The sequence below is a fragment of the Agrobacterium sp. rho-13.3 genome (assembly GCF_033957765.2).
GTDB lineage: Bacteria > Pseudomonadota > Alphaproteobacteria > Rhizobiales > Rhizobiaceae > Agrobacterium.
This window is the reverse complement of sequence record NZ_CP192775.1, coordinates 725,169-740,950: the sequence shown is the minus strand read 5'-3', so window position 1 is coordinate 740,950 and position 15,782 is coordinate 725,169. Positions and strand designations below refer to the sequence as shown.

Genomic DNA, 15,782 nt, shown 5'->3' with positions numbered 1-15,782 from the left:
AAATTAGCGGAAGGTGATGAAAACACAAATGGCAGAACAGTTCGACATGTTTTCAGAATCCGCTGACGGAAACCGCCAGATTTCGCGTGGCGCGGCTCGATCTGCCAAGTTGGGAAACCAAAACGTCGGGCTGAGCGATGAGGACATGGTCCGGCATTTGTCAGAAACGGGTCGATACCGCATCCTCAAAAAACTTGTGCCACGCGACGTCGCATCATCCGTGCGGCCCGGATTCCCACTCAAAGGCATTATTCTGGATACCGAAACCACAGGTCTCAGTGCCCGCAAAGATGAGATAATTGAGATTGGCGTGATTGCGTTCACTTTCGATGCAGAAGGTCGCATCGGCGATGTGACCGGTATTTATGGTGGGCTGCGACAGCCGGGTGTTTCCATACCGGCAGAGATTACCAAGCTGACCAGAATAACCGACGCTATGGTGGCAGGACAGTCGATTGATATGGAAGCGTTGCAGGCGCTGATCGAACCCGCTGATCTGGTGATTGCCCACAATGCCGGTTTCGACCGACCGTTTTGCGAGGCATTTTCTCCCATGTTTTCAGGCAAGGCCTGGGCATGTTCAAACGCGGAAATCGATTGGTCGTCGCGAGGATATGAAGGCACCAAACTCGGTTATCTGATTGGGCAGGCAGGCTATTTTCACGAGGGCCATCGTGCTGTCGATGATTGTTTTGCGCTTCTGGAGGTTCTGGCCCGTGAGGCAGACGGAGCGACATCGACTGCCTTTGACGAACTTTATCAATCCAGCCAGCGGGTGCGCGTCCGGATTTTTGCGGAAAACAGCCCGTTCGATATGAAAGATCACCTGAAAGCGAGGGGCTATCGCTGGTCCGATGGAAGCGATGGTCGCCCGAAATCCTGGTGGGTCGAGGTGACTGAAGAGGCGCTAGATGATGAGCTTCATTATCTACAGACCGAAATCTACCGATATAAAGATGCCGATCCAATCATCAAGCGCCTGACGGCCTTTGACCGTTTTCGGGCGTAAAGCACTTAGGATGAACAATATTTATGCGACCTATGCACTAAATGCATGGCGGACGTGAGACCTTGTGTCTTATCGGATGGCGGGAATGGTCCTATATTCCAATCATCGAAACGACGTTGGAACCCAAGCGAGGTTGCTGGCGTCACAAAGACCTCACGAAAGGGGATCATCATGACTATAGCACGCTCTTTTAACGCTTGGCGCCAGTATCGTCAGACTGTCAACGAACTTGGCCGTATGAGCTCGCGTGAACTTCAGGACCTCGGCATCAACCGCGCCGACATTCGCAGCGTTGCACGCGCATCCGTGACTTTCTGATCATAAGAATTTATTTTTACTGACTACACAACGCCCGCTGATGACGCGGGCGTTTTTGCATCTGGATGATTGCCTGCCGGAGATCGTGGTTCTCGGTCTACAAAACAGCCAATCACTTTCTGCATGGCTGCACTGCGATAATGCGTATTTCATCTGTGTGCAGATGCGTTATCTTTATATCCAACGAAGCGATGCACCTCCTCCCGCAGAGCTTCGTATTCAGACGGCCCACTCCTCCTCCCAGGGACGTCTGTTGGAACAGCGGCACTCCTCCTCCCAGCCGTTGTTCGGTTCTTTTCGAAAAAGCCTGCCGCACCTCCTCCCGCGGCGGGCTTTTTTGTTTTGAGAATCCGCCAAATCCAACTTTGATCCATGCTCTTCGGAGCGGTATACCGTGACCACACGCTGACAAAGCGGATGTGGCCCGGTGCGGCTTGGTTCATAAGTTTATGCGTTTTTTACCAATACGCCCCCCGAAATTGATGTATCTTTGGGTCAATAACGAGGAACCGGAAAATCCGGGCCACAGGGGAATGTCGAAGAATGAGATACGTCGTCGATGATGTCGGCGGTCTTGCTGGAGGCGATGCCTGGCAGGCCGCAGTTACGGAAACCTACTTTCCGCTGGATACCGAATATCGCAACCGGCGGGAATTTACCGGCCAGTTGGAAACATGGTCTTTGGGGCTGGTGGGTGTTTCTCGAATGCAATGCGATGGCGTCAGTTACCGCCGCCACCGCCGCCATTTCCTCAATGAGCGTGATGCCAGCCTTCTGGTTTCCATTCCGGAAGTGAGCGAAATCAATTTTTCGCAGGGTTCGCGTAGCGTCAAATGCAATCCCGGTGGCTTCCTTTTAGAACGCGGGGATGCACCTTATGAATTCTGGCATGGTCGACCCAATGCCCTCTGGGTGCTGAAAGTGCCATCTGCGAGCGTGCGGTCCCGGATCGGATCGACGGACCGGTTCAGTGCCTTGAGCTTTGATGGAACGAGCGGTGTTGCCGCCTTGTTTCTCGATACGGTGCGCACCACAATCGGCCATGTGGCCGATATCAGCGAAGCGGCGCGCGAAATGACGGGTCGACATATTCTTGAAATGCTGTGCCTGTCTATCGTCAGCGATGACCGTGTTCTGGACAGCAGCGTTTCCTCCATCCGGGCCGGACATCTGCATCGCGCCGAGCAATATATTCGCGATAACATCAAGAACCGTTCACTTGGGCCTCAGGCTGTTGCAGAGGCAGGCGGAATATCGCTGCGCTACCTTCAGGGTCTGTTTCAGGAGAGTAATAAGTCGATCAACGGGTTCATTCGTGATAGCCGCCTTGACCATTGCGCTGAAGAATTGATGTCGGTGACCAACACCATCACGATTGCGGAAATTGCCTATCGCTGGGGATTTACAGATCAGTCGCAGTTCTGCCGACACTACAGATCCAGATTTGGGTGTTCACCGAGTGATACGCGCCGAGAGGCTGTACTTCAGGCGCGCATGTCGCCGGATATGCAACAACGCCACTAACGCAGTAGCGCTATTCATCTAGGAAAATGTCGATCCCGGCCACTGTGTGTGGCCGGGCAGGAAAAACATGGCCTTCCGGATGCTTGATCTGGGAATTCGTCATCACTGAACAAGAAAAAACGCTGCCCCGCATGGGGCGGGCGCAGGCCCTATATTGCCTGCCGAAACAGCCGGTAAAGGACAAGAGCATGACCAAGACGAGAGTGGCCGTGGATGTGGGGGGAACCTTTACAGACATCTGCATCATGGACGAGGAAACAGGTGCGATCCGTATCGAAAAAACCGGATCTACGCCCGATGACCCGATGCGGGCAATCCTGACTGGCGTGGAGCAGGCGCGTATCGATCTCTCTCAAGTCACGATGTTTTCACACGGTACGACGGTTGCAACAAACGCTCTTATTACCCGCCGTTTGCCGCGGGCGGCGATGATTTGTACGGAAGGATTTCGTGACGTCGTCGAAATTCGTCGTGCCAACAAGGAAGATCTTTGGGACACCTATAAGGATGTCGCCAAGCCCTATATTCCGCGCCGCGACCGTCTGACCGTTCGTGAACGGGTGGGTGCTGAAGGTACTGTGCTGGAGATCATCAACGAAGATGATGCCCGCCGCGTGGCGGAAATCCTCAAAAAACGCGATGTGAAATCCGTCGCTGTGTGCTTCATGAATTCCTATGTGAACGGCGCGAACGAACGGCGCATGCGCGATATTCTGAGCGAGGTCATGCCTGAAATCCCGGTGTCGATCTCGTCCGAAGTGATGCCTGAAATTTTCGAGCATGAACGGTTTTCGACCACTATGGCGAACGCCGTTTGCGCACCTGTTGTGGTCGATTACGTATCGCGTCTCAGCGACAAGCTGGCAGCCGGTGGTTATCGCAGCGACTTGCTGCTTCTGCATTCGGGTGGCGGCGTGATGACACCTGTCAGCGTCCGTGAGTTTTCTGCCCGTCTTGCCGGATCAGGCATCGCGGCTGGCGCTATCGCCAGCCGGTTCATCGGCAATCTTTGCGGTTTCCCCAACTCCATCGGCTTTGATATGGGCGGAACCAGTACGGATGTGTCACTGGCATGGAACGGCCAGTCGCGCATTACCAAAGACTGGTATATCGAATACGGCTACCCCATTCGCTTCCCATCGATTGAGGTTCTGACCATCGGTGCGGGTGGTGGTTCTTTGGCTTGGCAAGACGAAGGCGGCTCGCTTCGCAATGGTCCGCAATCGGCTGGCGCGTTTCCGGGACCGGCCTGTTATCACAACGGCAACCCCACCGCGACGAACACCGATGCCAATGTGGTTCTCGGCCGTTTGGGCAGCAGCCTTGCCGGTGGCAAGATCACGCTTGATCCGGCACTGGCCGCCAAAGCAGTTCAGGAAACGGTTGCCAACCCATTTGGAATGGGGCTGCACAGAGCCGCGGAAGCGATCATCGCCGTTGCCAATGCCAATATGGCCAATGCCGTGCGGCTTCTTTCCGTTAGCCGTGGTTATGACCCGCGTGATTTTGCCCTTGTTGCCTTTGGTGGTGCTGGCGCGTTGCACGGTGCGGCGGTTGCAAGAGAACTTTCCATCCCGACCGTGATCGTGCCGCCCAATCCGGGCGTGACCTCTGCGCTTGGCTGCCTGCTGGTGGATGTGCAGCACGACTTTTCCGAAAGCTTCATGACGGACGCATCCGATGTCGCGCCTGCGGACATGGAGATTGCATTCCAGCGCATGGAAACGCAGGCCTCCGAACGGCTTTCACATGAAGGTATTGCGCCCGCGGACATGGCTTTGCAGCGAACCGTCGAGATGATGTATCAGGGACAATGGCGTTCGCTGGCCGTCAATGCACCGGCGAAAATCGAGAGCATTGGCTCATTGATCGAAGCGTTTCATGCCGAGCACGAGCGTGAATTCAACTACCGCCGTGATGAAGCGCCGGTGTCGATCTTCCGCCTTGCCATCAAGGCCATCGGCATCGTGCCAAAGGCCGAACTGCCCAAATACGAGGTGAGAGACCATACGCCGGACCCGATAGCCCGCCGTGCCGTCTGGTTCGATGGTGTTTCTCATGATGCAGCGATCTACCAGCGTGAAGTGCTGGAAGCGGGCGCAAAATTCTCCGGGCCTGCCATCGTTGAACAGTTCGATTCCACCACCGTTGTTCCGCCGGGCATGGGTGCCAGAGTGGACGCATTTTTGAACATTCTTATTGGAACGAAAGGCTGAGACATGACCAAGTTTACGGAAATTGAAAACGGCCTTGATCCAGTAACATTCGAGGTTCTGAAAAATTCTTTCATCACAACGGTCGACCAGATGGCGGAGCAGATGCTGCGCACCTGCTACTCCTTCGTCATTTATAACCGCGACTTTTCCAATGCACTGCACGATGCGGACGGAAACTCGGTGGCGCAGGGCAACTACGATATCGCGGTGCATGTCGGCACTTTGCACAATACCTGCAAAGAGGTGATCCGCGTGTTCGAAGGCGATATGTCGCCCGGCGATGTCTACGCCATCAACGATCCTTACGCTGGTGGTACCCACTTCAGCGACGTGCGGCTCGTGCGTCCGATCTTTGATGAAGACACGCTGATTGGTTTTTCGCAATCGAACGGCCACTGGTCTGATCTGGGCGGCTCCGTGCCCGGTTCTTTCGATGTCACGGCACGTGATATGTTCCGCGAGGGCCTGCGCATCACGCCGATCCGGCTCTTCCGCGAAGGACGTTTCTGCTCTGATGTTGCCAACATGATTGCTGCCAACACCCGCGATCCGGCGTCCATCATTGGAGACATCCACTCGCAGGCGCAGGCAACGCAAGTGGCGGAACGTGAACTGCTGCGACTTGTCAAAAAATACGGGCGCGACAAAGTTGTGCGTGGCATGGAAGAGGTTCAGGACTACGTGGAGCGCGCCGTGCGGAAACGTTTGGCGGAACTGCCTGATGGTACGTGGGAAACCGTTGATTACATCGACCGGGATCTGGGTGCCGGAGAGGGGATGATCCCTATTCGCATCAAGATGACGATCAAGGGCGACACGGTGCATTATGACTTCACCGGAAGCCATTCCACCATCGCCTCCATGTATAATTCCGCACCCGGCGCGACCTTCTCCGCCGTGGTTGCGGGCATGAAGACTTTCTTCCCAGAGCTTCCGCTCAACAGCGGTTTTTACCGGATGATTCAGGTCACGGCACCAAAAAACAGTGTCGTCAGTGCCGAATGGCCGGTGGCGGTTACGGGCTTCCTCATGCCGTTTGAAAAGATCATGAATGCGATCTTCGAAATGTGGTCGCAGATCATTCCTGAACGCGCCATCGCTTGCGCTTTCAATCTGGAATATCTGCTGGCCGGTGGCCGTGATGCGCGCAAACCGGAAAAGCCGATTTTCATGTTTTATGAATGGCTGCCCGGTGGTTGGGGCGGTCGTAACGGCAAGGACGGCGCGGATGTCACGACGGCGTGTTTCGGCACGGGTTTGATGTCACAGCCGAACGAAGGCAACGAGCGCGTCAATCCCACGCGCACCACCGAATTCCAGATCAAGCAGGATTCTGCTGGTCCGGGAAAATGGCGCGGTGGTGTGGGTGTGCAGAAAACATCGCTGCTGCTGGAGGCCGAAGATGCCGTGATGTCTTACATCTGCGACCGCGAGCGGGCCGTGGTTTGGGGTGTCGAGGGCGGCCTTCCATCCATGCCGCATGGCTTGACGATCAAGCGTGCGGGTGACGATACAGAAAAATGGCTCGGCTCCGTGTTTTCGGATTATCCGGTTTACACGGGCGACGAATTCGCAAGACCGACTGCCGGTGGCGGCGGGTTTGGTGATCCGCTGGAGCGCGATCCGCTTCACGTTAAGGAAGATGTGATCGACGACTATGTCTCAATCGAACGTGCGGCCATTGACTATGGCGTGGTGCTGAACGTCATCGATCGTGATCTTTGCGAATACGAGATCGATGTGGCCGCAACTGAGGCGGCGCGTGCTGAGATCCGCGCAAAACGCAAGGAATGGGCGCGCATGGACCCACATGCGGTATCAGCGCGCTACAAGGCGGGCGAGATAAACTCGCTGGATGCCGTTCGCCGCTTCGCCGTCATTTTGGAATGGGAGAGCGGAGATGTGCTGGAAAAAACCACGGCGCAATTCCGCGAAAGCTTCGAAAAACGTAGCGTCGCCCATTGGGCATAATCGATCTGCCGCCGGGATCAATGCCGACTGATTCCGGCGGCATGGCGATATCTGTTTTATCGATATTACTTTCAAGAAACTACTATTTCACATGGATCGCGGACTGAGACACTATGCTGCAACGCCGCAAAAGACGGCACGCGAAGGGGTACAGAAACGATGTTCGATAATCTGGAACGGTCCTTGACCGTTGCCGGCAGTATCGAGGAAGCCCTTGCTGCACGAAAGCAGGGTGCTGCGATTTTGGCCGGTGGCACATGGTTGATGCGAGATGAGCGGCGGGGGCTGACGCTTCCGCAAGCGTTTGTGTCCCTTCACGCGGTTCCCGGCCTCAAGGCAATCGACATTGAAGACCATCAGATTACCATCGGCGCGGCGGTTACGCATGAGGTTCTGGGTAAGTTACTTGCCGGTATCGCTGGGCTTGAGGCTGTCACTGCCGCCGCGACCGGTGCCGCCAACCCTGCCATTCGCCGGGTGGCGACGGTGGGCGGCAATCTGTGCACCACAGATTTTGCTGCCGCAGACCTCCTGCCAGCCCTGCTGGCTATTGATGCCATCGTAGAACTACAAGCCGATCACGTTCCGCTGTGCCTACCCATCGCATCCTTTCTGGCCAACCGGCGGGATTTGCTGGCAGGCGCGATCCTCACCAGAGTGATCCTCTGTCGCGATAATCTCGCCAGTGCACATGCGCGGTTGCCGCTGCGTCGTGCGGGTGATTATCCCGTGGCAATCGTGTCCGTTGCTCTTACCGCCGAGCGGCAGATACGCATCGCGGTGGGTTCGGTTGAACATGTGGCGCGGCGCTGGACCACACTTGAAGAGGCATTTTCCGCAGAGCGTGATGGGCGCCCCGCGAGTGGCGAGATCGCCGCATCCCTTGCCGCCCAATGCAATGATTTTGAAGGCCGCGACGGCATCGAGGCAGACGGCTGGTATCGTCGCCAAGTCTTACCAGCGCTTGTGCGCCGCAGCATGGAAGCACTTTTGCAGGAGGATGCTGCGAGATGACTGTCACACTCCGCATCAACGGTTCCGCCTGCCGTTTCAACGGCGATCCCATGACGCCTTTGGTTGATCTGCTGCGCAACGAGCGCTTTTTGACCGGTACAAAGGCCGTTTGTCGTGAGGGTTTCTGTGGTGCCTGCACGGTGCATGTCGATGGGGAGGCGGTCATGTCATGTCTGCGGCCTGTCGGTTTGTTGGAGGGGGCGAAAGTCACAACCATCGAGGCCATGTCGAGCGGAGATGGGCCGCTTCATCCGCTCCAAGCGTCATTTGAGGCAGCGGATGCGGTGCAGTGCGGCATGTGCTTTCCCGGCATGGTCATGAGCCTTTCCCACTTTCTTCGGGATAATCCCGATGCGAGCCGGATCGATATAAAGGCGGCGATGGTGGGCAATATCTGTCGATGCACGGGATATGAGCGGATTATCGATGCCGCAATGGCTGTGGTCGCTGGAGAGCACGCACATGGCTGATGTTTCCACGACCGTGATGAATCTGCCCCGCCGCGATGCTCGCGACAAGTTGCGGGGACGCACCAAATACACCAATGACCGGGCCCGGCCTGATACGCTATATGCCGTTCTCTTGCGTTCTACCGTTCCAAGCGGTCGCATTGTCCGGCTTGATGTGTCAGCCGCTCTGAAATGCCCCGGCGTTCTGGCCATCGCGACGGCGGCAGATGCGCCCGGTAACTACGGCATCGGCATTGCCGATCATCCGCTTTTTGCGGTGGATGCCATTCGCTACAATGGCGAACCCATTGCCGCTATTGCTGCCGAAAGCGAGGCTGAGGCCCGCGCTGCACTTGCTGCGATCATCCTCGAAATCGAACCGCTCGAACCCGTGCTAACCATGGCCGATGCGCTCGCGCCGGATGCTCGGCTCGTTCACGAAGACTGGCGCAATTACGAGGTGTTGACCGAGGGTGGTGCGCGCTCAGGCAATATCGCATGGGAAGCGAAATCTGTGCGGGGCGATGTCGATGCCGCCTTTGCGCGCTCCGATGTGACCATCATCGAAAGCAGTTTTGAGGTTGGCAGGCAGAGCCATGTGCCGTTTGAGCCGCGGGTGGCGATTGGCCGTTGGGAGGATGGCCGCGCCCATATTGAAACCTCGACGCAGGTGCCATGGACCGTGCGCAATGTAACCGGTCGCGTGATGCAGCTGCCACCGGGCCGGGTTCGGGTCACAGTTCCCCCGGTCGGGGGTGCCTTCGGCTTGAAATTCGATGCGTCTATAGAGCCGATCACAGCACTTCTGGCGCGGATGACCGGACGCAGTGTTATGCTGGAAAACACCCGGCAGGAAGAAATGGCGACCTGCCTTTGCCGTGAAAACGCGGAAATCACCATCCGTTCGGCTGTGACGGCGGATGGCGAGATCGTAGGCCGTGAGGCCGTAGTGCTGATGGATTGCGGGGCTTATGGCGGTGAGCAGGTCTTTCTGACGACAATGACATCGCACACACTTGGCGGCACGTACCGGCTGGGTGCAGCACGCCTGGTTAGCCGAGCTGTTTACACGAACACCCCGCCAAATGGTGCATTTCGCGCTTGCAACGGTGTTTATAATAGCTTCGCTCTGGAGCGGCACACAGACGAGATTTGCGCAACGATCGGCATGGACCCGATTGAGTTTCGCAAGCACAATGTGCTGGGCGACGGTGATCTGGGGCCGACCGGCCAGGTTTTCGAAGGTGATGTGTTGCGCCCTATGCTGGAGCGTATGGATGCGTTGCGAGTGAAGACCGGAACCGTTGAGCACAAAGCCGATGGTCGTCTTTACGGTCGCGCCACTGCACTTGGAACGTGGTTTATATTCGTTGGACCTTCTGCTGCGACGATCAATATGAATGCGGATGGCAGCGCTACACTGGTGACATCTGGTGTCGAGATTGGGTCTGGCACGATGATGCAGTCGCTGCCGCAAATCGTGGCGGGCCAGTTAGGGTTGACGCCCGATCAGGTGGTGGTGAAGGAAGCCGATACCGATGCGGCTGGCCTTGATGTGGGTGTCGGCGGCGGGCGAACCACCGTCTCCATTGGGGCTGCCAGTGTTGGGGCATCCGCCGAGGTAAAAGAAAAGCTTCTGCGCGCTGCCGGCGAAATGTTGCAGACCGCACCGAAGGACTTGGTGTTGCGCGATGGGCGGGTGGAAATTGCCGGGCGTCCGGGCTCCGGTGTCTCGATTCCTTCTGTTGTTGCCCATGCGCAGACGACGACCGGGCCGATCACCGGCACGGGCAGTTTTACGGCAAAAAACACTCCGGCTATGTCAGGTTGCGCCATGGGGCATTTTATCGACGCCCTGGATATTCCCGTTTTCGTTGTGCATGAAGCGGAAGTTGCGGTTGATCCCGATACGGGCCATGTCGAGGTGCTGGCTTATCGTGTGGTGCAGGATGTTGGACGCGCACTTAATCCACGCGCCATCATGGGCCAGATACAAGGCGGCGTGGTGCAAGGTTTTGGTTATGCGCTGCATGAAGAAGTCACGATCACTAACGATGGCCGCATTGCGCAGGATGGTTTTGAAACCTACCGTGTACCGCTGGCGCAGGACGTTATTCCCATCGTTGCCGATCTTTACGAGGGTGCCCCGTCCATGGGGCCACTTGGAACGAAGGGCGCGGGTGAGGTGCCTATTCTTGCCGTTGGTTCGGCCATTGCCTGCGCGGTTGCCCGCGCCATCGGTAAGCCCGTATCACGCCTGCCGCTGACCCCGCCGCGTGTGTTGCGCCTGCTCAATGATGTCGAGCCTGGTGTCGCGCACACGCATATTGCCAAGAGTTGGGCGGCAAATACACTGGATATGAAGACGACGCCTCTGGCATAAAAGAATCAAAGACCACCACTACCGTTCGCTCCAGCCAATGAGATTGATATGACCGTGATTTCCAATTCGCTTGCCGCCGCCGACATCGCTTCGACGATGCATCCGAACACCAATCTGCGTCAGCATGAGCGCACAGGCCCGCTTGTGATCGAACGCGGCGACGGCATTCGCGTTTATGACGATCGCGGCAAGGAATATATTGAGGGGCTGGCCGGTCTATGGTCCGTCGCGGTTGGTTTTTCCGAGCCGCGTTTGGCGGAAGCGGCTTACAAGCAAATGCTGAAGCTTCCTTATTATCACACGTTCTCGTCCAAATCGCATGAGCCATCCATTCGGCTGGCTGAAAAGCTTGTGGAAATGACGCCAGCAAACATCACACGTGCATTTTTTACCTCGTCCGGGTCTGAGGCCAACGACACCATCGTGAAGATGGTCTGGTATATGAACAATGCGCTTGGCCGCCCGAAAAAGAAGAAATTTCTGGCGCGTATCAAAGGCTATCACGGCATTACCATTGCTTCTGGAAGCCTCACCGGATTGCCTATCAACCACCGTGATTTCGATCTGCCTGCTATTCCGGTTCACCACCTGACCTGCCCGCATTTTTATCGTTTCGGTGCCGAGGGTGAGGATGAGACGGCGTTTACGGCGCGGCTGTTGGCTGAGCTTGAAACGGTAATCGCGACGGAAGGGGCAGATACGATTGCCGCTTTCATCGGTGAACCATTGATGTCTGCGGGTGGTGTTTTGCCACCTCCGGCGGGATATTGGGAAGGCGTTGAACGCATATGCCGTGCCAACGATATTCTGATTGTTTCCGATGAGGTGATCTGCGGTTTCGGGCGTCTGGGCACGCCGTTTGGTTGCCAGAAATATGGCTTCACGCCGGATATTATGACGCTCTCGAAGCAGATTACTTCGTCCTATATGCCGTTCGCGGCAGTGATGTTCTCTGACGCTATTTATCAGGCCATTGCCGACAATTCCGAAAAGATTGGCGCTTTCGGCCACGGTTTCACGGCCTCCGGTCATCCGGTTGGTTCTGCGGTCGCGCTCGAAAATCTGGCGATCATCGAGGAACGGGATTTGATGGGCAATGCGGCGCGGCTGGAAGCGCAATTTCAGGCTGGAATGCAATCCTTCGCGGATCATCCGCTGGTGGGCGAGGCGCGAGGGGCTGGTTTGATCGGTGCTGTCGAATTGGTGGCGGACAAGGCAACGCGCAGGCCTTTCGAGAAAATCGGCAAAGCGGGCGCAGTTGCGTCAGTCATCGGTCACGAAGAAGGGCTGATTTTCCGCGCTATCGGCGATCAGCTCGCCCTTTGCCCGCCGTTGATCGTCACATCCGACGATGTGGACGAGATCATGTTGCGCATGCGCCGTACTCTGGACCGACTTCCCGCTGCAATCGCTGCGGAAGGTCTGGTCTAACGGGTTCACGTTTCGAGACAATTTCGGGCATTCATCCCCCGCCGCCCATGGTGACGGACATGAATGCCCGGAAGGTTGCCGCCGCAGTAGCGATGGGGCGAGACCGTGCCCAGGCAAGGCCGACATCCATGCTCGGAACGGGCTCGATCAAGGGGCGAAGTTCTATGCGCTGCCCTTCCAGCGACCACGGACGGTAAACCATATCTGAGAGGATCGTGACACCGACGCCCGCTGCCACCAGCGAACGCACTGCCTCCACAGAACTGGTTGTCAGCACCGTGCGCGGCTTTTGGCCTGCCTGTTCCCAATACCGCGCAGCCGTTTTGCTGGCTTCGTCAACGGTCAGCATAACGTAGTCCTCCTGTGCAACATCCGCGAGACTGATTTCGCTGCGCGACAACAATTGATGATCGGCCGACAGCCAGAGGCGGCGGCTTGATCGCATCAGAAGTTCCTGCTCCAAACCCTCCATATCGGTTAAGTTGGAAACCAGCATGAGAGCGATATCGAGTTCGCCGCGTGCGAGTTGGCGCTCAAGAGCTGCGCGTGGCAGCTCTTTCAACTCGATTGAGATCTGAGGATAGGTCTTGCGAAAACGCGCATAATATTTCGACATGAAGTAGCCGGTGACGGTATAGGTCATCCCAATCCGCAACGTACCGGACAGCCCGGAGCGTTCCCGCAGCGGGCTGCGCACCGCTGCAGCGACGGCGCCGGTGATCACTCGGGCATGTTCGAGAAAACGTGCGCCCTCCATTGTCAGCCTGACGCCCGCATGTGTGCGCTCCAGCAATTTTACACCGAGCTCTTCCTCCAGCGATTTGATGGCGGCGGTGACTGCCGATTGCGAAATATTGAGGTTAACAGCTGCGTGGCTGACCTGTCCGCTTTCTGCTGACGCTATAAAATAGTCCAATTGTTTCAGTGTGATACTCATTGTTCGTTGCCCTCTGAAGCATTATCTTTTTTTTTGATAATACATTAAAAAAATTACTATTTCACAAGATGCAAAACCTCAGACAAGATTTGTGCAACGCCGCAAAGACGGCAGAATAATAAGGGGCACGAATAGAATGAGCGTCACGCTGAACTGTGACATGGGGGAGAGCTTTGGCCTCTACCGACTGGGTGATGATGCGGGTATGATGCCGCTCATCGATGTTGCCAACGTCGCCTGCGGTTTCCATGCATCCGATCCAAACCACATGCGGGCCACCGTTCGCCGTGCGAAAGAAAACGGCGTCAAGGTCGGCGCACATCCGTCGCTTCCCGACCTTCAGGGTTTTGGGCGGCGCGAGATGAAGATGAGCCGCGAGGAAATCGCAAACTGCGTTCTCTATCAGGTCGGCGCATTGATGGGCTTCCTCAAAGCCGAGAACATGCCGCTTCACCACATTAAGCCGCATGGCAGCCTTTACGGCATGGCCGCTCGGCAAGAAGAGATTGCGCAAGGCATCTGTGATGCGGCGGAAATCTTCGGTGTGCCTCTGTTCGGCATGACCGACACGCTGCATCAAAAGGTCTATCAGCAACGTGGTATAAAGTTCGTTCCAGAGTATTATGCGGATCTGGACTATGCGCCCGGCGGCATTCTGATCGTCACACGCGAACACGACGCCAAAGACCCGGATTTGATGGCTGAACGCTGCGTGCGTGCCTTGAAGGAGAATAAGGGTACGGCAAACGACGGAAGCTTCTTCCCGGTTCGATGCGAAACGATCTGCGTTCATTCCGATACGCCTAATGCCATCGAGATTGCCAAGACCGTGCGCGGCGCAATCGCGCCCTGGCACTGATATCGACAGCCGCCTTGCGACGGCTCAATTGCCTGCATTCTTCTTGCATCGTCGGATTTCGGAGAACCTTGCTATGACACAGATTCTTTCACCCCTTCCCGGAACGTTCTACCGCAGTGCAGCACCAGGCCAGCCGCCTTTGAAGGCTGATGGCGAGGATGTGGCTGTGGGTGACGTGATTGGCCTGATCGAAGTAATGAAGTCCTTTCACGAAGTACGGTCTGAAGTGGCCGGCACTGGCATCAGCTTCGTCGTGGATAATGAAGACCCGGTTATGGCAGGCGCACCATTGGCGGAACTCGGCTGATGTTGAAAAAGCTGCTGATTGCCAACAGGGGTGAGATTGCGGTACGGGTGATCCGTGCTGCCCAAGACCTCGGCATTGCGACCGTTGCGGTCTATTCCGCTGCTGACGCAGATGCGCTGCATGTGCAACTGGCTGATGAAGCCGTGAACATCGGTCCACCCGCCGCCAAAAAATCCTATCTGAACATGGAGGCATTGCTGACGGCGGCACGCGAGACCGGCTGCGACAGCGTGCACCCTGGTTATGGGTTTCTGGCGGAAAATGCTGAGTTTTCGGATGCCGTCACAGCGGCAGGCCTGGTCTTCGTTGGTCCATCCGGCAATGCAATCCGGTTGATGGGCGACAAGGTTTCAGCCCGCTCGGCTGCCGCTGCCGCTGGCGTGCCGGTTGTTCCCGGCTCGCTTGGCCGGGTGGAAAGCATTGATGCGGCGCGTGATGTGTTGGCGCAAACGGGTTTTCCCGTGATGATAAAAGCCGCTGCCGGTGGCGGTGGTCGCGGCATTCGCATTGCCAACTCGCTTGCCGAATTCGAACAGGCCTACCCGCAAGCCCAAGCCGAAGCGCTGGCTGCTTTTGGCGACGGTGGCCTTTATATGGAAAAGGTCATCGGCCGCGCTCGTCATATCGAGGTGCAGGTTCTGGCGGATGGCCGGGATGCCATTCATTGTTATGAGCGTGAATGCTCGTTGCAGCGCAGACGCCAGAAAGTTTGGGAAGAAGCGCCTTCGCAGGCACTTTCCGATGCGCTGCGTGAAGAGCTTTGCGCATCGGCGGTGGCGCTTGCGAAGGCCGTATCCTACTCCGGTGCAGGCACGGTTGAGTACCTGTACGACGATGTTGCCGACCGCTTTTATTTCATCGAGATGAACACCCGTATTCAGGTGGAGCATCCCGTCACCGAGGCAATCACGGGCATCGATCTTGTCGCTGAAATGCTGCGTATTGCTGGCGGGGAACCGCTGCGGCTTTCGCAGAATGACATCACGGTCAAAGGCCACGCCATTGAAGTGCGGCTCAACGCCGAAGACCCGGCGAAGGATTTTGCGCCGTTTCCTGGCAAGGTCGACAATCTTCGTATCCCCGGCGGCCCCGGCGTTCGTTTCGATTCCATGCTCTATAATGGCTATCAAATCCCGCCATTTTACGATTCCCTTCTGGCAAAACTCATCGTCCATGGCGAGACGCGCGAAGCAGCAATCGTCCGATTGAAGCGGGCGCTGAACGAACTCGAAATCACTGGGATGAAAACGACAAAACCGCTGTTTCTGGCGCTTGCCACCGATCCTGCGGTGCAGGCTGGAGACGTGCATACACGCTGGCTGGAAGGTTGGCTTACCGAAAACGCAGCGGCACTTGCCGGCTGA

The 15,782-nt window shown here is 56.7% G+C and carries 13 protein-coding genes; 12 read left to right on the top strand and 1 reads right to left on the bottom strand.

The genetic code is table 11. The annotated features are described in order from the left end of the window. Nucleotides 1-16 precede the first annotated feature (16 nt). From RMR16_RS18335 to RMR16_RS18295, 9 genes are all read left to right on the top strand, one after another. On the top strand, nt 17-1,009 hold the full coding sequence (locus RMR16_RS18335) for a 3'-5' exonuclease (RefSeq protein ID WP_432355002.1): 993 nt from the start codon (nt 17-19) through the stop codon (nt 1,007-1,009). Nucleotides 1,010-1,180: 171 nt separating this feature from the next. Beyond that, on the top strand, nt 1,181-1,327 hold the full coding sequence (locus RMR16_RS18330; protein WP_320198748.1) for a DUF1127 domain-containing protein: 147 nt from the start codon (nt 1,181-1,183) through the stop codon (nt 1,325-1,327). Nucleotides 1,328-1,870: 543 nt separating this feature from the next. Next, nucleotides 1,871-2,851 carry a helix-turn-helix domain-containing protein gene (locus RMR16_RS18325; protein WP_320198747.1) on the top strand — a complete coding sequence of 327 codons (981 nt, stop codon included), beginning with the start codon at nt 1,871-1,873 and terminating at the stop codon, nt 2,849-2,851. A 188-nt stretch (nt 2,852-3,039) separates the two neighbouring features. After that, nucleotides 3,040-5,067 (top strand): hydantoinase/oxoprolinase family protein, encoded by a 2,028-nt coding sequence (locus RMR16_RS18320; RefSeq protein ID WP_320198746.1) that lies wholly within the window; start codon nt 3,040-3,042, stop codon nt 5,065-5,067. A gap of 3 nt (nt 5,068-5,070) precedes the next feature. Beyond that, nucleotides 5,071-7,038: a hydantoinase B/oxoprolinase family protein gene (locus RMR16_RS18315; protein WP_320198745.1), complete on the top strand. Its 1,968-nt coding sequence runs from the start codon at nt 5,071-5,073 to the stop codon at nt 7,036-7,038. Between the two features lie 159 nt (nt 7,039-7,197). Beyond that, nucleotides 7,198-8,052, top strand: a complete 855-nt coding sequence (locus tag RMR16_RS18310; RefSeq protein ID WP_320198744.1) for an FAD binding domain-containing protein — start codon at nt 7,198-7,200, stop codon at nt 8,050-8,052. Further along, nucleotides 8,049-8,522 (top strand): (2Fe-2S)-binding protein, encoded by a 474-nt coding sequence (locus tag RMR16_RS18305; protein ID WP_320198743.1) that lies wholly within the window; start codon nt 8,049-8,051, stop codon nt 8,520-8,522. Before RMR16_RS18310 ends, RMR16_RS18305 begins: the two co-directional genes overlap by 4 nt. After that, nucleotides 8,515-10,884: a xanthine dehydrogenase family protein molybdopterin-binding subunit gene (locus RMR16_RS18300; protein WP_320198742.1), complete on the top strand. Its 2,370-nt coding sequence runs from the start codon at nt 8,515-8,517 to the stop codon at nt 10,882-10,884. Before RMR16_RS18305 ends, RMR16_RS18300 begins: the two co-directional genes overlap by 8 nt. Nucleotides 10,885-10,932: 48 nt before the next feature. Beyond that, nucleotides 10,933-12,315 (top strand): aspartate aminotransferase family protein, encoded by a 1,383-nt coding sequence (locus tag RMR16_RS18295; RefSeq protein WP_320198741.1) that lies wholly within the window; start codon nt 10,933-10,935, stop codon nt 12,313-12,315. 31 nt (nt 12,316-12,346) lie between these two features. Here the strand turns inward: RMR16_RS18295 and RMR16_RS18290 are convergent, their stop codons facing one another. Then, nucleotides 12,347-13,252, bottom strand: coding sequence for a LysR family transcriptional regulator (locus tag RMR16_RS18290; protein ID WP_320198740.1), 906 nt, complete (start codon nt 13,250-13,252; stop codon nt 12,347-12,349). Between the two features lie 136 nt (nt 13,253-13,388). On the opposite strand from RMR16_RS18290, the gene RMR16_RS18285 reads away from it, so the two are divergent. The 3 genes from RMR16_RS18285 (at nt 13,389) to RMR16_RS18275 (ending at nt 15,782) form a co-directional block, all read left to right on the top strand. Beyond that, on the top strand, nt 13,389-14,111 hold the full coding sequence (locus tag RMR16_RS18285; RefSeq protein ID WP_320198739.1) for a LamB/YcsF family protein: 723 nt from the start codon (nt 13,389-13,391) through the stop codon (nt 14,109-14,111). Nucleotides 14,112-14,184: 73 nt separating this feature from the next. After that, nucleotides 14,185-14,418, top strand: a complete 234-nt coding sequence (locus RMR16_RS18280) for an acetyl-CoA carboxylase (RefSeq protein ID WP_320198738.1) — start codon at nt 14,185-14,187, stop codon at nt 14,416-14,418. Further along, complete coding sequence (locus RMR16_RS18275; protein ID WP_320198737.1) at nt 14,418-15,782, top strand: acetyl-CoA carboxylase biotin carboxylase subunit; 1,365 nt, start codon at nt 14,418-14,420, stop codon at nt 15,780-15,782. The genes RMR16_RS18280 and RMR16_RS18275 overlap by 1 nt, the downstream gene beginning before the upstream one ends.